This is a genomic window from Paraburkholderia sp. SIMBA_053 (assembly GCF_046534895.1).
GTDB classification, from domain to species: Bacteria; Pseudomonadota; Gammaproteobacteria; order Burkholderiales; family Burkholderiaceae; genus Paraburkholderia; species Paraburkholderia caledonica.
Genome location: NZ_JAWRXU010000001.1, coordinates 591,530 through 608,448, shown reverse-complemented (window position 1 = coordinate 608,448; position 16,919 = coordinate 591,530). Strand labels below are relative to the sequence as shown.

The window sequence follows — 16,919 nt, the reverse complement described above, 5'->3', positions numbered from 1 at the left end:
TGAGTCGTTCGATATTGGCCGGATGTTCGATTTCCGCCGCACCTAGAACCGCTTTATAGAGGCGAGATTCCGCTGACGCCGGCCTTGCCGCCGACGTCGGGCGAACATTCGCCTGAGAGAAAACTCGCTTCGGCCGAGTCGGACATCGAATCGTGGCCGTCCGTCGTCAAGTGGCTGCGTCGCCAACTGGCGGGCGGCAAACCGAATTCACGCTTGAATGCGCGATTAAACGCCGCCTCCGACTCATAGCCGACCCGCTCCGCAATAGCCGTAAGCGACTGCGCTCCGTCACGTAACGCCTGTGCCGCGATTTGCAGACGCCAGCGCGCCAGATATTGCATCGGCGGCTGGCCAAGCAATTGAGTAAAGCGCTGTGCAAGCGCCGAACGCGAGAGGCCCGCTTTGCGGGCAAGTTCATCGACCGTCCAGCCATGCGCCGGTTGCGCGTGCATCAACGCGAGCGATCGTCCCACGAAACGATCACTGACGCCGGCCAGCCATCCTTTGCGGTCCGCAGGCAGCGAATCGACACAACGCCGTACCGCCTCCACGAAAAGCAGTTCGGACAAACGACCGAGCACGATCGCGCTGCCTACGCGCCATTCGGCTGCTTCTAAAGCCGCGAGTTTCAACGATGACTCAAGCCACGCGGATCTCGCGTCGTTGCGCATGTCGATCTTGAACATACGGGGCAATGCCGACAGCACCGGATTGGTCAGCGTGTCGTCGCAGGCGAGGAAGCCGCAAATGAGCCGCGTTTTCGCACCACCCCCACCGTAACTCAATCTGATCACGTCGCCCGGTGTGGTTTCCAGATACTGCGACAGCATCTGGTGAGAGGGCGCCGGTTCGAGTTCTAGAGAGCTGCCCATTAGGTGCGCTTCACCCTGCGGTACCACGAGAAGTTCTCCGGCATCGACGCAGATAGCGGAGGAGGGGTCGTCGACGAGTCGTGCGCGACAGCTTCCTTCGGTGATGAGGTGATAGGAGACGATGCGCTCCGCGCGCGGCAGAAACGACACGCACAACTCCCGGGTCGCCTCGCCGAAAACACACCAGGGTGCAGTGAAGTCTGCGCTTAGATACACCGCTCCACTTAGATGCACGAGGCGAAGTACGTCGGAAAGAGCATCCATGGTGTTGTCCATCAGTTTCGGCGTCCTGCGCAAAACATCTGGACGACCGGTCATTCACCGATATGGCTTGCGTCCCGATACTAGCACTCACGCGAATCCGCAACAACGAACGGTAGAGCGTCGACTTACACCATCAGGAGAACGACATGAGTTACCCAGAGACCTATCGCGGTCAATGCTTTTGCGGCGCAGTGCAATTCACCGTAACCGGGGAGCCTGCGGGCATGGGCTATTGCCATTGTGAGTCGTGCCGAAGCTGGTCGGCAGCGCCCGTCAATGCATTCACGCTGTGGAAGCCCGAGGCGCTGAACGTTACTCGCGGCGCCGATGATATCGGCACTTACAACAAGACGCCGCATAGCTATCGCAAGTGGTGCAAGTCATGTGGTGGACATCTCTTTACCGAACATCCCGGGCTCGAACTGATCGACGTGTACGCCGCGGTCATCGCCGACTTCCCATATGAACCCGGTGTGCACGTTCATTACACGGAGTCGCGCCTTCGAATGAAAGACGGTCTGCCCAAGCAAAAAGATCTGCCGGGGGAAATGGGCGGCTCGGGTATCAGCGTCGCCGAATAACCATTGCACCTCGCGGTTCAGGTTCGATTCGCCCGATCGTCGCGCGGGCCTTCTCGCAGTGCAAGTTCGCGGCGTCATCTGAATGGCAGCAACTTCGAGCATTGACTCACCGCTGCCCTTGGTTCTCAGGAGTCGTTTATGTCCGCAGTCGATTCTTCTTTTTCGCCCGTCGCAGATTTCGCTGCCGTCAAGGTCCGTCAACAGGCCGCGTGGTCGACCGGCAATTACGCTGTCGTCGGCACGACGCTGCAGATCGTCGGTGAAACTCTGTGCGAAGCGCTAGACCTACGCGCCGGTTCGAGCGTGCTCGACGTTGCAGCAGGCAATGGCAATGCAACGTTGGCGGCCGCGCGCCGCTGGTGCGATGTCACCTCCACTGACTATGTCGCCTCACTGCTGGACGCCGGCCGTGCCCGGGCACAAGCAGAGGGTCTTGCCGTCAAGTTTCAGGAAGCGGACGCGGAAGCGCTGCCGTTCCCGGACGCCTCGTTCGATATCGTCATGTCGACGTTCGGTGTGATGTTCGCTCCGGACCAGGAGAAGGCAGCGGCTGAACTGGCTCGTGTTTGCAAGCCGGGTGGCCGCATCGGCCTCGCGAACTGGACACCGGATAGCTTCATCGGACAGGTGTTCAAGACAATCGGCATGCACATTCCGCCACCCGTGGGCGTAGCATCGCCTGCGCTGTGGGGCACGAAGGCGCGGCTGGAAACACTGTTCGAAGGGAAGACCAAGAAGATCGACGCGAACAGCCGCCATTTCACGTTCCGTTACCGCTCCCCAGAACATTTCGTCGAAGTCTTCCGCACGTTTTATGGACCGGTGAACAAGGCATTTGGCGCACTCGACGGCGAGCGGCAAGCAGCGCTTCTCAGCGATCTGATGACCTTGATAAAGAGCCGCAACCGGTCCGGCGACGCGACGCTCGTGCTGCCGAGCGAGTATCTCGAAGTGGTGGTGGAACGATCATGAACGGCGTCGAGCGCAGCGTCGCCGTCCTGCTCGGATCCGCCTCGCGCCTCTGGTCGATCGCTTGCGTGATCGGTCTCCGGCACGGTTCGGTGATGATTGCGTTGCCACTGTGCTCGTCGGCGTGCTTTTTCGGTCTTCGGTTCGTCCTGACGGTGTTGGGTCTTTCGGCTTGACTGCCGCTTCATTGCAATCTGATGCTTTACCGCGCCTTCGTGCGCGGTAAAGCTCAATTCATTTCCTCATACCACGCACGCCATGCATGACACTCATGCGGAGACGCAGCGCATTCGTGCTGTCAAAAATGATGCGTTTACTGCTGCGAAAAAACTTGCATTTCACGCGGGAAAAACTACCTTGATTAAACAAAGCAGTTCGGGCTCGGCAGCGGAGGAGACACATGCCGGCTACACGTATGATGATTGCGCGTCGCGCGGGCGTGAGCGTTGCCACGGTCGATCGTGTGTTGCGCGACGACCAGGCCGTGCGTCCCGAAACGGCAGAGCGCGTGCATCTGGCACTCGCGGCGCTGCGGGACGACCGCGCGAGTCGCGGTCGTCCCGCCAAGCTCAATTCCTATCGCGTCGCCTTCGTTCTCCCTCAAGTCAATTCGCGCTTTCTCGATCACGTCGAGCGTGACATCGCACTGTCCGCGAGCTTCTTTCGCGAGCACCGGATCGTTCCGTCGTTTTACCGGTGCGACTTCTCATCTCATCGCGACACCATTGCTTTCGCGCAGCAGGTCATCGACTACGACGCGCTGGTACTCGTGCCGCTCGACTATCCCGCGGTCGAACGTCTTATCGAAGACACGAGCGATGCAGGCGTGCCCGTTGTCACGGTCTTCTCCGATTTGCCCGCCAGCCGTCGCGCAGCATATGTCGGCGTCGATAACCGGATCGCAGGACGCATGGCCGGTGCGTTGATGGGCCGCTTTCTCGGTGCGCGCATCGGCACGGTGGCGGTCCTGTCGGGCTCATCGCGCCTGCACGATCAACTCGAACGGCGCACCGGGTTTTCACAGGTGCTCGAAGAAGACTTCCGCAATCTGCGCTGGATCGCGGAACCGGACTTCACCGAAGACGACGACGGCGCGGGCCTCGCCGCGCAAGGTCTCATTGCGCGTCACCCGGATCTGGTCGGCGTTTATGCAACGGGCGGCGGCATTTCGGGCATCGCAAGAGCATTGCAGGAATCCGGCGACAAGGCTCGCCTCGTGTTGATCGGCCATCAATGCACTGCGGCGACGCGCACGCAGTTATCAGAACGTGCTATCGACGTGATCCTCGATCAGGACGTGCGCGGCATCGTCCACTGGTCGGGCCTCGTTGCGATCAATTGTCTTAACGACGTGCGTGGCGCGCTCGCCATTCCAGCGCCGGAAACCAGAATCTATCTTCGTGAGAATGCGCATGCCTGAAGCTCGCGACACGCGGATTGCAGTGCGAATCCGCTGAGCTCAAATACAGCACCCGGCGCATGGGCGCTGTTCCACAGCAGGTTGGAGACCCGGGAAAGACAAGGAGAAGACAAATGTTACGTCTTACGTCAGCAAGGGTAATAGCGGCGGGCATCATTGCGTTGGGACTCGGCATGGCACCGGGCGCGCAGGCACAGGACAAGCAGTTGACGCTATGCTGGGCAGCATGGGACCCGGCCAATGCACTCGTCGAATTGTCGAAAGATTTCACCACGAAAACCGGCATCAAAATGAAGTTCGAGTTCGTGCCGTGGACGAGTTACGCGGATCGCTTCATTAACGAACTTAATTCGCATGGCAAACTGTGTGACCTGATCATCGGCGACAGCCAATGGATCGGCGGCGCGGCAGTCAACGGGCACTATGTGAAGCTCAACGATTTCTTTGCGAAGAACAAGATTTCGATGAACGACTTCGTGCCGGCGACTGTAGTGGGTTACGCGGAGTGGCCGAAGAACACGCCTAATTACTGGGCGTTGCCGGCCATGGCGGACGCAGTGGGCTGGACGTATCGAAAGGACTGGTTCGCTCGCCCTGAATTGCGTGCCGAATTCAAGCAGAAATATAAACGCGAACTCGAACCGCCCACCACACTGGACGAACTCAAGCAAACCGCGGAGTTCTTTCAGGGCCGCAAGATAGACGGCAAGACGGTCTACGGTGTCTATATCTTCACGGAGCGCGGTTCTGAAGGCATCACAATGGGCGTGACCAATGCGCTTTACAACTTCGGCTTCGAGTATCAGGACCCGAAGAAGCCGTACCACCTCGACGGCTTCGTCAACTCTCCGGGCGCGGTCAAGGGACTGGAGTACTACAAGGCGCTTTACAAGTGCTGCACGGCGCCGGGCATGACCAACGCGTACATGCAGGAAGGGCTGGATGCCTTCAAGTCCGGCCAGGTGGCCATGCAAATGAACTGGTTTGCATTCTTCCCCGGACTCTACAAAGACCCGAATGTGGGCGGCGACAAGATCGGTTTCTTCGTCAACCCGCGCGAAACGAAGCAGTACACGCAGCTTGGAGGGCAGGGCATTTCTGTCGTCGCTTATTCGGATCATAAAGACGATGCGCTCGAGTACATCAAGTGGTTCGCGCAACCGGACGTCCAGAAGAAGTGGTGGCAGCTCGGCGGTTATTCGGCGGCGAAATCAGTGGTCGATGCGCCCGACTTTCCGAAAAGCGCGCCCTTTGCGCCGGCGTTCCTGAAGTCTATGTCGATCGTCAAAGACTTCTGGGCCGAGCCAACTTATGCGGAACTCCTGCTCGACATGCAAAAGCGGGTGCATGACTACGTGGTGGCCGACAAGGGCACGGCCAAGGAAGCGCTGGACTTGCTCGTCAAAGACTGGAACAAGGTCTTCAAGGCGGAAGGCAAGAACTAGCGCGTATCGAGGACGGGACCGGCGGCGCCTGCACGGATGCCGCCGATGCCTTTAAAGGAGCGAGGCATGCTGGCAAACAAGCCTTTTTCGTCGGCGGGAATGAAGTCGCCGGCGGCGGCGCGCGCGCACACGCGTCTGACTGGATTGTCGGACAGGACCATTGCGTGGCTGTTCATTCTTCCAACAATCCTGCTGCTGCTCGCGATCAACATCTTTCCGTTGATCTGGGCACTGCGTCTGTCGTTCACGAACTTCAAGTCGAACATGCCGAGCGTGCCGGCGCGCTTTGTCGGAATCGACAACTACGTCGACATTCTCACCGACGAAGACATCTGGTACGCAATGCAGGTAACGGCGCGCTTCGTGTTCTGGTCGGTTGGCCTCGAAGTGCTATTGGGATTCGGCCTCGCGTTGCTCATCAACCGGCAGTTCCGCGGCCACAGCTTCTGGACCACGCTGATCCTGCTGCCGATGATGCTGTCGCCGGCAGTGGTCGGTAACTTCTGGACCTTTCTGCTGCAACCGCAAACGGGGCTCTTCAACGATATCGTTGGCTTCTTCACCGGCATTGCGCCGGGCTCGTTTCAGATGATCGGCGACGTGTCGCTCGCGCCGTGGACCATCGTGATGGTCGATACATGGATGTGGACGCCGTACGTGATGCTCATCTGCCTCGCAGGCCTGCGCTCGATTCCCGACTATATCTACGAAGCCGCCGAGGTGGATCGCGCCACACCGTGGCGGCAGTTCTGGTCGATCACGTTACCGATGACATTGCCGTTCCTGATGCTGGCGGTGCTGTTTCGCGGTATCGAGAACTTCAAGATGTTCGACATGGTGAACCTGCTGACTTCGGGCGGACCCGGTTCAGTAACCGAAACCGTATCGATCACACTGAAGCGCGCTGCTTTCGAGAAATGGCAGACAGGCTACTCATCCGCATTGGCAATCATTCTGTTCGTGACGGTATTTGGTGCGGCGAATATTTACGTCAAGGCGCTCAACCGGGTGAAACAGCGATGAGACCGACTACCGCTCAACATTCGGTGGTGGCTTCTTCGCCACGCGGCAAGCGCTTTGCCGCTGCGATTGTCATCACTTACGCATTGATCGCGATCTTGCCGATTTTGTGGATCTGCCTGACCAGTTTCAAGACGCAGGAAGATGCCATTGCCTATCCACCAGTCGTGTTGTTTCAGCCGTCGATGGAAGGCTATGTGAATCTGTTCACGATCCGTTCGCGGCAAACGCCGGAATTCATTGCGAGTCTTCCGCCCGCGCAGACCTGGTATGAGCGCGATGTACGCAAGCGAAACATGGTGATTGCCGGCCCGTCCAAAGTACTCCCGCGCTTCGTCAATTCACTCGTGATCGGTTTTGGCTCGACTTTTCTCGCGGTATTTCTCGGCACATTGGCGGCCTATGCATTCTCCCGTTTCAAGGTGCCGCTTGCCGACGACCTGCTGTTTTTCATTCTGTCGACGCGCATGATGCCGCCGATCGCAGTCGCCATTCCGATTTACCTGATGTATCGGGCTCTCGGCCTGAGCGACAGTTACGTCGGCATGATCGTGCTCTATACAGCGGTCAATGTATCGCTGGCGGTCTGGCTTCTGAAGGGCTTCATGGACGAGATTCCGCGCGAGTACGAAGAGGCCGCGCTCGTGGATGGCTACACGCGGCTTCAGGCGTTCGTTAAGGTCGTGCTACCGCAGGCCATCACGGGCATTGCCGCGACCGCTATTTTCTGCCTGATCTTCGCATGGAACGAGTACGCATTCGCGTCGCTACTGACCAGCGGCGATGCCCAGACCATGCCGCCGTTCATTCCGTTCATTATTGGCGAGGGCGGTCAGGACTGGCCGGCCGTCGCGGCCGCGACGACGCTTTTCGTGGTGCCTATCCTCATCTTCACTGTCGTGTTGCGCAAGCATCTGCTGCGCGGCATCACCTTCGGAGCGGTGCGCAAATGAAACGAGAGTCCGTTTTGCCACAAAGACATTATCTGCGCCGCGGTTACAGCGAGGCAGTGTCGACCGCACTGATCGGTCTCGGCATGGCAATGCTGGTGCAGCCGTTTTCGCTGACACTGTTCACGTGGTCCTTTCCCGTGATCCTGGTGGGCGCCCTGGCGTTTGTCGTGACCAGTCATTTCCCGGACTGACGCCATGTCGACGATCGTTCTTGCCAACCTTCACAAGCGTTTCGACGACTTCGTCGCTGTGCGCGACACCAGTTTGACTATTGGCGCGGGGCGCTTCGTCGTGTTGCTGGGTCCGTCGGGCTGCGGCAAAACCACGACGCTGCGCATGATAGCGGGCCTGGAATTGCCCACCTCCGGCCAGATCCTGATAGACGGTGACGACGTGACGCAATTGCGCGCGCGTCAACGTGACATTGCATTTGTGTTCCAGATGTTCGCGCTCTATCCGCATATGACCGTGCGCAACAACATCGCTTTTCCGCTCAGGAACGAGCATGTGTCGCGCAAGGAGATCGCGGCGCGTGTGGATGCCGCCGCGCACATGCTGCGTATCGAGAACATTCTCGATCGCAAAACAGGCGGCCTGTCCGGCGGCGACCGGCAGCGCGTGGCGCTGGGACGGGCGATCGTACGGCAACCGAAAGCGTTTCTGATGGACGAACCACTCGGCACGCTCGATGCGGATTTCCGTGAACTGATGTGCCTCGAGTTGCGGAAGCTACATAACGCACTGGGCGCGACGACCGTTTATGTCACGCACGATCAGAGCGAAGCGATGGCGATGGCCGACGACATTGTCGTGATGAACAAAGGCGAGTTACTGCAAGCCGGACCCCCTCACGAGATCTACCACTTTCCGGCGACGGTGTTCGTCGGCAATTTTATCGGCAGTCCGCCCATGAATTTCCTCGCGGCAGATGGCGGCGTGAATGCGGGCGACGAACAAGTCCTGCTGCACGGCGCAGCAGTGCCGGTGCCGCGCTCGGAGGCTGGCGCTGAACGCGTGCTGCTGGGCATTCGTCCCGAGCATGTGACGATCGATCAGCACGGCCCGCTGCGCGGCAAGGTCATTGCCGACGAATACCTCGGTTCGCATCAGGTGCTGGTGGTGGAAACCGCGCTGGGCGTCGTGCGGGTGCGAGTCGGCAAAGACGATGGCTTGCCGGCCGGATCGCCGGTCGGTTTGTCGTTTCGCAAGGACCGCACGCTGCTGTACGACGCGCAGAGCGGCCGGTTGCTGCCGGGCGCCGCTCGCACGATTCCTGCACACGGAGAAGCTCATGGCTGAAATCCAGTTGCGCAACGTGTCCAAACGCTTCGGCGACATCGCGGCGGTGGACGATATTTCGATCGACGTGGCCGACGGCGAGTTCGTGGTGCTGCTCGGACCGAGCGGCGCGGGCAAGACCACGACGCTGCGTCTGATCGCCGGACTCGAGCGGCCCGACGCGGGCGACGTGCTGATCGACGGGACGATTGCGACGGGTGTGCATCCGTCCGATCGCGATGTCGCTTTTATTTTCCAGCAATACTCGCTTTACCCGCACCTGACTGTGTTCGGCAACCTGGCGTTTCCGCTGCGCTCGCCGAGACGGCGCAGCAGCGAGGCGGATGTGCGTTCGCGGGTTCACGCGGTAGCGGAAATGCTGCATATGGAAGCGAAACTCGACAACATGGCCACACATTTGTCCGGTGGCGAGATGCAGCGCGTGGCGATTGGGCGGGCGCTCGTGCGGCAGCCCAAGGCGTTTCTCATGGACGAGCCGCTGTCGTCGCTCGATGCGAAGCTGCGTGAGGAGTTGCGTATCGAACTGAAGCGCCTGCATCGTACGATCGGTGCCACCATCGTCTATGTCACGCACGATCAGGTCGAAGCGACTACGCTCGCGGATCGCATCGGTATTCTCGATCATGGGCGTCTCGTGCAACTCGGCACGCCGCGCGAGGTGTATGGCAATCCGGTCTCGCTGAGCGCCGCGCAACGGCTCGGCTCTCCGCCGATCAACCTGTTGCCGCCCACACTGTTCGACTCGGCACACATGCCGGCGGGCACGGCGACCGTCGGGATTCGTCCCGAAGACATCGTGCTGCACGACCCGGCTGAAGGTCACGCGAGCGGCGCACAGGATGCACTCGATCTCACGGTGCTCGAATATTCGCCGCTGCGTCATCTGCTGATTCTGGATCGCGCCGGAACCGCCGTGGTCGCCACGACCGTCACCGAGCGCAGTTTTTCACCGGGGCAACGGGTCGGCGTGTCATTGCCTTCACGCAGCCTTTTATATTTCCATGCCGACGGCAGGAGGATCCCGACATGAACGGCGAAACGGTCATGGCGTGCATCGACGCTGCGTATGCGGCTTTGAAGGAGCACACCGACGAGATTGCGTCGCTCGACCAGCAGATCGGCGATGGAGATCACATTTTCAATCTGCTGCGCGGCATGGAAGCGCTCCTCGCGGTGCGCGCGGAGATCGCGGCGCAAGCACTCGGCCCCGCGCTCGAGATCGCGGCGTCCAAGGTGCTGTCCACGGTGGGCGGATCGTCGGGTCCATTGTTCTTCTCATTGCTGAACGGTATGGCGAAAGCGTCCGCGAACAATGTAATGGATGTGGCTGGCTTCGCTCGCATCTTTGCGGCGGGGGTCGAGGCCGTTGGGCAACGAGGCAAGACCGGCGTCGGCAGCAAGACGATGATGGACGTATTGATACCAGTCGCGCAGCGCTTCGAGCAGTTGGCGGCAGAAAACGCAGCGGCGCGAACGGTGCTCGACACCTTGCCGCGAGTCGCCGAGGAAAACATGCTGGCAACGCGCGACATGCTGGCAACCAAGGGACGCGCATCGTTTCTCGGGGAGCGCTCGCGCGGGCATATCGATCCGGGCGCGCGCTCCAGCCAGATCATGATTGCCTCGGTATGCGCGCGACTCGCGCAACACAACGGACAAGGAGCATGACGATGAAAAAATTCATCAATCATGTGGACGACTTTCTCGCCGAGAGCCTGGCGGGATTCGCCGCGGCGCATAGCGACCTGGTCGTACTCAATCGTGAACCGGTGTTCGTGCGGCGCAAGGACCTGAAGCCGGGAAAGGTCGCGCTTATTTCGGGCGGCGGCTCCGGGCACGAACCGCTGCATTCGGGATTTGTCGGCCACGGCATGCTCGACGCCGCATGCCCAGGCCAGATATTCACGTCGCCGACACCCGACCAGATGATGGCTGCCGCCAAGGCCGTCGATACCGGCGCGGGCGTGCTGTTCATCGTGAAGAACTATTCGGGCGATCTGATGAACTTCGAAATGGCCTCGGAGATGTCCGAGGTGCCCAACGCGATGGTCCTGATCAACGACGACGTTGCGGTGGAGAACTCCAGCTATACGACCGGGCGCCGTGGGGTTGCGGGCGCGGTCATCGTCGAGAAGCTGGTGGGCAGCCTCGCGGAAAGCGGCGCGAGCCTCGACGAATGCAAGGCGTTTGGCGATCGCATCAACAAACGTACGGCTTCGATGGGCGTTGCGTTCTCCAGTTGCACGGTGCCGGCAGCCGGCACGCTGACCTTCAAGATCGGCGACGATGAAATCGAAGTCGGTGTCGGCATACATGGCGAGCCGGGCAGGCGGCGTGCGAAATTTGCGTCCGCCGATACGATCGCGGCGGAGTTGCTCACCGCGATAGTGGACGATCTGAAGCCGGCTGCGGGCGCGGGCTTGCTGGTGCTGGTGAACGGCCTTGGCGGTACGCCGCTTGGCGAGCTTTATCTGCTCTTCAATTCGACGCGCGCGTGGCTCGAAAAGCGCGATCTGAAAATCGCCCGTGTGCAGGTTGGGTCGCTGACCACGTCGCTCGAGATGGCCGGCGCTTCAATCACGCTTTGCATGCTCGACGAACAGATGACGAAGCATTGGGACAGCGCGGTGCATACGCCGGCGCTGAGATGGGGCGTGTAACACCGGGCGGCGGCGCGAGCCGCCGCGCTTTGTGGTCGCTTCAAGCCGCCGCGCCTCGCAAGTCCCTGATATGTTGGTAGACGGTAGCACGTCCCATCCCCAGCACATTCGCGACGTAGTTGGCCGCGCTTTTACCTTTGAATGCTCCTTCCGCCCACAGCGCCTCAACGATCTCGCGGCGATGGTCTCGAGTCAGGGAATTGAGTGCCAGCTGGCGCTCCTGAAGCCACGCGTGAAGGAAAGTGTTGATGCGCTCCTGCCAGTCGTCCTTGAATAGTTCTTCGGGCTGTTTAACCACGCCGGCGCCGGAAATCACGCGATCTATGACACTCTTGACGTCTTCAAACACGGAGATGTTGTAGTTCACGCACATCATGCCAACAGCAGTTCCGGCGTCGTCGAACAGGACGGTGCTCACGCAGCGCATCCGCCGCCCGTCCCAATTGGTTTTCTCGTAGGGACCGACCGTACCGGAGTCCGCTGAGTGATCGATTTCTTCCAGTGCAGAGTCGTCGCCCAGTTCGCGCTTTGAAAGGTTATTGGCGATGTAGGCGACCGTCTGGCTAGCGAGGTCATGAATGACGATCTCGACGTATGGAAAGAACAGTAGGGCAATGCCATCAGCAACGCGACTGTATCGATCGAGGAGTAGCCGACGGCTGGCCGTTGTCTTAGTTTTTCGCATTTGGGTGACTGCTCGCAATTTTCTCAAGATTCGCACGGGCACAGAGTCCGCATTTTGCCACGATGGGCGCCCCCATCATTCCAGCGAGCAGGTGCCTTCATCGTCTTCATTTGGCAGCCGCTTACGCGCGAGCTCGCTCATTCAGGTACGTAAAGAGTTCATAGGCAATGGCGACGTCTTCAAGGCCCAGACCGATCGAGCGGAAGAACGCATGCTTTCGGTACGATGGCTTGGCGGCCTTGCCACACATCAGTTCCGCGAGATCACCCACAATCGATTCGGCACGCCAGCCATGGTGTTCAGCGGCCAGTTTCATCTCGCCCGCGCTCGAGGGTGTGGTGTTGCGGTAGTCGCAGTAGACGTCCATGCTGGCAAGCCAGGCGGGTGGGACTTCGTGAGCGTTCGCGACGTTGGTACTGATAGACGTGATAAGCGCTGGCTTGTCCAGCATGCTTTCGTGCAGAACCGGTGCGCCGGAGGATGTACACAGCGCAACCACGTCAGCGGCAGCGACACACTCCTGAATTCGTTCACAAATGGCGACTCTCTGATCGAGCGCCGCCAACTGCGCACACTTCGCAGTGTCGCTGGCAAGCTCCGCCGAAAAGATTCGAATCGACTCCCACGGCCTGACCGGTGCGAGATGGCGCAAATGAGCCTGTCCTACCGCGCCCGAACCAATGATCGCAAGGCGTGTCGCCGTGCCGCTGGCAAGCTGTTCGACAGCCAGTGCCGTTGCGCCGGCTGTGCGCTCCACCGTCAGCAGGCCCGAGTCACACCACATCATCGGTTGTCCCGTTTCCATGGACATCAGGGCCGTCCATGCGGTGATGACGGGCTTCGCCTGCGTGACGATGTACGGCGAGAGCTTTGCACCGAACACCTTCGCATCCGCCATCACGCCCAGGTAGGTAATGAAGTCACCGGCGCCTTGCGGAAACGGAGTCAGCGTCTGCTCCGGTTGCACGGCCATGTCACTGCCAAGCGCGCGAAACATGCGTGCAAGCACGTTGCGCACGCCGAGATAAGGCAGTGCTTCCAGCACTGCGTGTTGATCGACGATCAGGGGTAACCCTCTATCTGACATGCTCATTGACTTGCGCTCCGCAATGTTGCCGGGGTCGGCGATGAAGGCATTCTAAGTCAAAACGTCCAGACTGGACTTTTATTTTAGAAAACACTTGATTTTCTGTTTGTCCAGAATAGACTGTCATTCCAGAGCAAGTGTGAGGCGACGATCCTGCCGCTTCATCCGATGTCTCAAACCAGGCCTATCGGCCGTTGTCCATGCAGTCAACCGTCGCCGCCCGACCACACAGGGGACCTCTCATGTTCCGGAAGCTCCAGCTCTCACTTCTCCTTGTCGCTGCCACCGCAGCTTCTCTGAGCACGGTTACCACCCAGAGCCAGGAAACCCTGCGCTTTGGAATAGAGGCGGCCTACCCGCCGTTTGAAAGCAAGTCCCCCACTGGACAACTGCAAGGCTTCGACGTCGATGTGGGCAATGCAGTTTGTGCAAAGCTGGGCATGAAGTGTGTGTGGGTCGAGAACGCGTTCGATGGACTGATCCCGGCATTGCAAGCGCGAAAATTCGATGTGATCAATTCCGCGATGAACATCACTGAGAAGCGCAAGCAGTCGATTGAATTCACGAAACCGATCTACGTCGTGCCGATCGTGATGGTGGCCCGACGCGCATCCGGCTTGCTGCCGGACGCGAAGAGTCTGCAGGGCAAACGTGTTGGCGTGCTGCAGGCCTCCTCACAGGAAGACTTCCTGAAGCGTCATTGGGCGCCTGCCGGCGTGACCGTCGTTCCGTATGCGGACCAGGATCAGGTCTACGCCGATCTCGTTGCCGGACGCCTCGACGCCGCGGTTCAGGAAGCACAAACGGTGCAGGATGGATTCCTCATAAAGCCCGCAGGCCACGAGTATGCGATCGTCGGCAAGCCGCTGAGCGATCCTGCTACTCTCGGAGAAGGCACCGGTTGGGGCCTTCGCAAGGGCGACAAGGTGTTGGTCGCGAAAGTCGATGCCGCGCTTGATGCGTTGAAGAAAGACGGCACGTTGAGCAGTCTTTCGCAGAAGTACTTCAAGCAGGACATCATCGCTAAATAACGCATCGACGAGCCGGCGGAAGGTCATCGCGCAGCCCGCTGCCAGGTGCACGAATCTTTCGCCGTGCGCCGTCAGGGACACTAAAGCAACCCTATGGATTTCGACGTCATCGTGCTGGGCGGGGGGATAGTGGGCGTGTCGTGCGCGCTACATCTTCAGGACCGCGGCCGCCGCGTGGCACTTGTGGACCGGCGCGCTCCCGGCGAAGAGACCAGCTTCGGCAACGCGGGGCTGATTGAGCGGGCCGCCGTGGTTCCGTACGGTTTCCCTCGGGACCTCAGAACGTTGCTGCGCATCGCAAAAAATCGTTCGACCGACCTGTACTGGGACTACCGTGCGGTGCCGCATTTCGCAACGTGGCTTGCGCGTTTCTGGTGGGAGTCTTCCGCCGAGCGATTGATGGCTGCCGCGCGGGACATGTTGCCGTTGATTGAGCGAAGCGTCACGGAACATGAGCGCTTGATCAAGCGTGCAGAGCTTCAGCATCTCGTGCGCGCTACGGGCTGGATAGACGCCTATCGCACGCCAGCAAGATTGGCGCGCGAAGCCGCGGTGGCCGAGGCCACCGCCGGTAGCTACGGTTTGCGCGTTTCAGTGCTCGATGGTGCGACGCTCGCCGCGCGGGAACCGGGCGCGGTTGGCGGATTTTGTGGTGCGCTGCATTGGCAGGACCCGATGAGCGTCGTCAATCCCGGCGCGTTGACAAAGGGCTACGCACGCCTTTTCGAAGCGAGCGGCGGAGTGGTCCTTGCTGGAGACGCTGCCACGCTAAGCGGACAAGCGGGCGCATGGACGGTCCAGACAACGTCGGGGCGAATCAGCGCAAAGGAAGCCGTGGTGGCGCTCGGTCCGTGGTCGGACTGCGTGTTCGCGCCGCTTGGCTATCGCATCCCCCTTCGCGTGAAGCGCGGCTATCACATGCATTACCGCCCGACCCGACCCATGCTATCGATGCCGTTCGTCGACGCAGAGCAGGGCTATGTAGTGGCGCCGATGGAAGGGCGTCTGCGGCTGACCACCGGAGTGGAAATCGCGCGACGCGACGCGGAACCGACGGGCATCCAGCTTGGAAGGGCGGAACGTTTTGCGCGGCCGAGCTTCGGTCTCGGCGAGCGGCTCGATGACAGTCCGTGGCTCGGCCTGCGGCCTTGCACGCCCGACATGCGTCCTGTTATCGGACGCGCACCGCGTCACACCGGGCTCTGGTTTGCCTTCGGACACAACCACCACGGGCTGACGCTCGGCCCCGCGACTGGGCGATTGCTAGCGGAAATGATGACCGGGGAACCGACATTTGCAGATCCGCATCCGTTCCGTGTCGAACGGTTCAGTCGTTAGCGCTATGAAAACGCTTCGCTGCGACGGGCGGCGTGGCGAGATGTCCTGATCGTTTTACCGCTTTCGGTGAAACGGCAATTCCATGTATGTCCTGGGAGTATGAGATGAAGATCAAGGATTTCGGGGTTGAGCGGTGGATGGATGAGTATGAAACGAAATGCACCTATAACCTTGCGGAGACGTGCGTCGAGTCGCTGACGGTCGATCAGTTGCTCACGCTTGCACACAAGCAGGACAGCATCCTGGACGAGTTGCGCTCGCTGAAGCTCACCTATGGCGCGATAGAAGGGTCGGCGCGCTTGCGCGAAGCAATTTCGACAATGTACGACCATCAGTCACCCGAGAATGTGATCGTGACGCATGGCGCGATCGGCGGAAACGCGTTGGTGTACGAGACGCTGGTCGAACCGGGGGACACCGTGATTTCAGTGCTGCCCACTTATCAGCAGCACTACTCGATTCCGGAAAGCTACGGTGCTGATGTACGCATTTTGAAGCTGCGCGAAGAGAACGGCTTTCTTCCTGATCTCGCGGAACTGCGCAGTCTGGTGAATGACAGGACACGGCTGATCGCGATCAACAATCCTAACAACCCCACCGGTTCGTTGATGGACGAGAAATTTCTAACAGAGGTGGGAAACATCGCGCGCTCGTGCGGCGCGTATGTTTTGTGCGATGAGGTTTATCGCGGCACGGATCAGCAAGGGAGCGGCTATACGGCGTCGATGGCCGACCTCTACGAGCGCGGCATCAGCACGGGCAGTATGTCGAAGACGTATTCGCTCGCCGGACTGCGTCTCGGCTGGATCGCCGGGCCGAAGGATCTTATCCGCGCGGTAGCGATACATCGGGACTACAACACCATTAGTGTGGGGATGATCGACGATCATTTTGCATCGATCGCGTTGGAGAATCGCGCGGCCATTCTTGCCCGCAACCAGGACATTGTGCGGACGAACCTTGCTATCGTGGACGCTTGGATCGCAAAAGAACCTGCTATCAGTTATCTAAAGCCAAGGTCGGGAACGACTGCACTTCTGAAGTATGACCTGCCCATGTCGTCACGCGAGTTTTGCACCGCGTTGATCGAGCGGACGGGTGTAATGCTGACACCTGGCAGCGCACTCGACATGGAAGGCTACGTGCGGCTTGGCTACGCCAATAACCGCAGCGTGCTAGAAGCGGGGCTCGGTAGGTTGTCGGAATTTCTCGCTGGTCAGAGTCATTGAGTTGGCGAGGTGCGCTAGATTGCACCTCGGTGACCGTGGGGCCCCATGACATGCGAGCCCAAATGA

The 16,919-nt window shown here is 59.9% G+C and carries 18 protein-coding genes; 15 read left to right on the top strand and 3 right to left on the bottom strand.

Annotated features, from left to right (window positions below; genetic code table 11):
• Positions 1-53: 53 nt before the first annotated feature.
• Positions 54-1,136: an AraC family transcriptional regulator gene (locus SB753_RS02785; RefSeq protein WP_410798850.1), complete on the bottom strand. Its 1,083-nt coding sequence runs from the start codon at positions 1,134-1,136 to the stop codon at positions 54-56.
• Positions 1,137-1,282: 146 nt separating this feature from the next.
• On the opposite strand from SB753_RS02785, the gene SB753_RS02780 reads away from it, so the two are divergent.
• The 12 genes from SB753_RS02780 to dhaK all read left to right on the top strand — a co-directional run bounded on the left by SB753_RS02780 (position 1,283) and on the right by dhaK (position 11,483).
• On the top strand, positions 1,283-1,717 hold the full coding sequence (locus SB753_RS02780; RefSeq protein ID WP_020070878.1) for a GFA family protein: 435 nt from the start codon (positions 1,283-1,285) through the stop codon (positions 1,715-1,717).
• A 138-nt stretch (positions 1,718-1,855) separates the two neighbouring features.
• Positions 1,856-2,689 (top strand): class I SAM-dependent methyltransferase, encoded by an 834-nt coding sequence (locus tag SB753_RS02775; protein ID WP_408166422.1) that lies wholly within the window; start codon positions 1,856-1,858, stop codon positions 2,687-2,689.
• On the top strand, positions 2,686-2,862 hold the full coding sequence (locus SB753_RS02770; protein ID WP_020070876.1) for a hypothetical protein: 177 nt from the start codon (positions 2,686-2,688) through the stop codon (positions 2,860-2,862). The genes SB753_RS02775 and SB753_RS02770 overlap by 4 nt, the downstream gene beginning before the upstream one ends.
• A 224-nt stretch (positions 2,863-3,086) precedes the next feature.
• Positions 3,087-4,106, top strand: a complete 1,020-nt coding sequence (locus SB753_RS02765; protein ID WP_410798848.1) for a LacI family DNA-binding transcriptional regulator — start codon at positions 3,087-3,089, stop codon at positions 4,104-4,106.
• Between the two features lie 113 nt (positions 4,107-4,219).
• The gene (locus SB753_RS02760) at positions 4,220-5,551 is read left to right on the top strand and encodes an ABC transporter substrate-binding protein (RefSeq protein ID WP_020070874.1); all 1,332 of its coding nucleotides are present in this window, start codon (positions 4,220-4,222) and stop codon (positions 5,549-5,551) included.
• A gap of 66 nt (positions 5,552-5,617) precedes the next feature.
• Complete coding sequence (locus tag SB753_RS02755) at positions 5,618-6,574, top strand: carbohydrate ABC transporter permease (protein ID WP_027778466.1); 957 nt, start codon at positions 5,618-5,620, stop codon at positions 6,572-6,574.
• A complete protein-coding gene (locus SB753_RS02750) occupies positions 6,571-7,524 on the top strand; it encodes a carbohydrate ABC transporter permease (protein WP_027778467.1) in 954 nt (317 codons plus the stop codon). Before SB753_RS02755 ends, SB753_RS02750 begins: the two co-directional genes overlap by 4 nt.
• Positions 7,521-7,715, top strand: coding sequence for a hypothetical protein (locus SB753_RS02745; protein WP_087751195.1), 195 nt, complete (start codon positions 7,521-7,523; stop codon positions 7,713-7,715). Before SB753_RS02750 ends, SB753_RS02745 begins: the two co-directional genes overlap by 4 nt.
• A gap of 4 nt (positions 7,716-7,719) precedes the next feature.
• On the top strand, positions 7,720-8,823 hold the full coding sequence (locus SB753_RS02740; protein ID WP_410798846.1) for an ABC transporter ATP-binding protein: 1,104 nt from the start codon (positions 7,720-7,722) through the stop codon (positions 8,821-8,823).
• On the top strand, positions 8,816-9,853 hold the full coding sequence (locus tag SB753_RS02735) for an ABC transporter ATP-binding protein (RefSeq protein ID WP_410798844.1): 1,038 nt from the start codon (positions 8,816-8,818) through the stop codon (positions 9,851-9,853). The genes SB753_RS02740 and SB753_RS02735 overlap by 8 nt, the downstream gene beginning before the upstream one ends.
• Positions 9,850-10,491 carry a dihydroxyacetone kinase subunit DhaL gene (dhaL, locus tag SB753_RS02730; protein WP_410798842.1) on the top strand — a complete coding sequence of 214 codons (642 nt, stop codon included), beginning with the start codon at positions 9,850-9,852 and terminating at the stop codon, positions 10,489-10,491. The genes SB753_RS02735 and dhaL overlap by 4 nt, the downstream gene beginning before the upstream one ends.
• Positions 10,492-10,493: 2 nt before the next feature.
• Positions 10,494-11,483 (top strand): dihydroxyacetone kinase subunit DhaK, encoded by a 990-nt coding sequence (gene dhaK, locus SB753_RS02725; RefSeq protein WP_410798840.1) that lies wholly within the window; start codon positions 10,494-10,496, stop codon positions 11,481-11,483.
• A 40-nt stretch (positions 11,484-11,523) separates the two neighbouring features.
• On the opposite strand, the gene SB753_RS02720 is transcribed toward dhaK, so the two are convergent.
• Both SB753_RS02720 and SB753_RS02715 read right to left on the bottom strand, forming a co-directional pair.
• On the bottom strand, positions 11,524-12,168 hold the full coding sequence (locus SB753_RS02720) for a PAS domain-containing protein (RefSeq protein ID WP_204521571.1): 645 nt from the start codon (positions 12,166-12,168) through the stop codon (positions 11,524-11,526).
• A gap of 121 nt (positions 12,169-12,289) precedes the next feature.
• Positions 12,290-13,261, bottom strand: a complete 972-nt coding sequence (locus tag SB753_RS02715; protein ID WP_410798838.1) for an ornithine cyclodeaminase family protein — start codon at positions 13,259-13,261, stop codon at positions 12,290-12,292.
• 236 nt (positions 13,262-13,497) lie between these two features.
• Here SB753_RS02715 and SB753_RS02710 point away from each other — a divergent pair, with 236 nt between their 5' ends.
• From SB753_RS02710 to SB753_RS02700, 3 genes are all read left to right on the top strand, one after another.
• The gene (locus tag SB753_RS02710) at positions 13,498-14,286 is read left to right on the top strand and encodes a transporter substrate-binding domain-containing protein (RefSeq protein ID WP_410799606.1); all 789 of its coding nucleotides are present in this window, start codon (positions 13,498-13,500) and stop codon (positions 14,284-14,286) included.
• 93 nt (positions 14,287-14,379) lie between these two features.
• Positions 14,380-15,624 (top strand): NAD(P)/FAD-dependent oxidoreductase, encoded by a 1,245-nt coding sequence (locus SB753_RS02705; protein ID WP_410798837.1) that lies wholly within the window; start codon positions 14,380-14,382, stop codon positions 15,622-15,624.
• Between the two features lie 104 nt (positions 15,625-15,728).
• Positions 15,729-16,853 carry an aminotransferase gene (locus SB753_RS02700; RefSeq protein ID WP_410798836.1) on the top strand — a complete coding sequence of 375 codons (1,125 nt, stop codon included), beginning with the start codon at positions 15,729-15,731 and terminating at the stop codon, positions 16,851-16,853.
• The last annotated feature ends 66 nt before the right edge of the window (positions 16,854-16,919 follow it).

Bases quoted from the DNA above. Each gene is read 5' to 3' on its own strand.
- SB753_RS02745 (WP_087751195.1), top strand. From the start codon at position 7,521: ATGAAACGAGAGTCCGTTTTGCCACAAAGACATTATCTGCGCCGCGGT.
- SB753_RS02705 (WP_410798837.1), top strand. From the start codon at position 14,380: ATGGATTTCGACGTCATCGTGCTGGGCGGGGGGATAGTGGGCGTGTCG.
- SB753_RS02755 (WP_027778466.1), top strand. From the start codon at position 5,618: ATGCTGGCAAACAAGCCTTTTTCGTCGGCGGGAATGAAGTCGCCGGCG.
- SB753_RS02740 (WP_410798846.1), top strand. From the start codon at position 7,720: ATGTCGACGATCGTTCTTGCCAACCTTCACAAGCGTTTCGACGACTTC.
- SB753_RS02710 (WP_410799606.1), top strand. From the start codon at position 13,498: ATGTTCCGGAAGCTCCAGCTCTCACTTCTCCTTGTCGCTGCCACCGCA.
- SB753_RS02735 (WP_410798844.1), top strand. From the start codon at position 8,816: ATGGCTGAAATCCAGTTGCGCAACGTGTCCAAACGCTTCGGCGACATC.
- SB753_RS02750 (WP_027778467.1), top strand. From the start codon at position 6,571: ATGAGACCGACTACCGCTCAACATTCGGTGGTGGCTTCTTCGCCACGC.
- SB753_RS02765 (WP_410798848.1), top strand. From the start codon at position 3,087: ATGCCGGCTACACGTATGATGATTGCGCGTCGCGCGGGCGTGAGCGTT.
- SB753_RS02720 (WP_204521571.1), bottom strand. From the start codon at position 12,168: ATGCGAAAAACTAAGACAACGGCCAGCCGTCGGCTACTCCTCGATCGA.
- dhaK (WP_410798840.1), top strand. From the start codon at position 10,494: ATGAAAAAATTCATCAATCATGTGGACGACTTTCTCGCCGAGAGCCTG.
- SB753_RS02770 (WP_020070876.1), top strand. From the start codon at position 2,686: ATGAACGGCGTCGAGCGCAGCGTCGCCGTCCTGCTCGGATCCGCCTCG.
- SB753_RS02785 (WP_410798850.1), bottom strand. From the start codon at position 1,136: ATGGATGCTCTTTCCGACGTACTTCGCCTCGTGCATCTAAGTGGAGCG.
- SB753_RS02760 (WP_020070874.1), top strand. From the start codon at position 4,220: ATGTTACGTCTTACGTCAGCAAGGGTAATAGCGGCGGGCATCATTGCG.
- SB753_RS02700 (WP_410798836.1), top strand. From the start codon at position 15,729: ATGAAGATCAAGGATTTCGGGGTTGAGCGGTGGATGGATGAGTATGAA.
- SB753_RS02780 (WP_020070878.1), top strand. From the start codon at position 1,283: ATGAGTTACCCAGAGACCTATCGCGGTCAATGCTTTTGCGGCGCAGTG.
- SB753_RS02775 (WP_408166422.1), top strand. From the start codon at position 1,856: ATGTCCGCAGTCGATTCTTCTTTTTCGCCCGTCGCAGATTTCGCTGCC.
- SB753_RS02715 (WP_410798838.1), bottom strand. From the start codon at position 13,261: ATGAGCATGTCAGATAGAGGGTTACCCCTGATCGTCGATCAACACGCA.
- dhaL (WP_410798842.1), top strand. From the start codon at position 9,850: ATGAACGGCGAAACGGTCATGGCGTGCATCGACGCTGCGTATGCGGCT.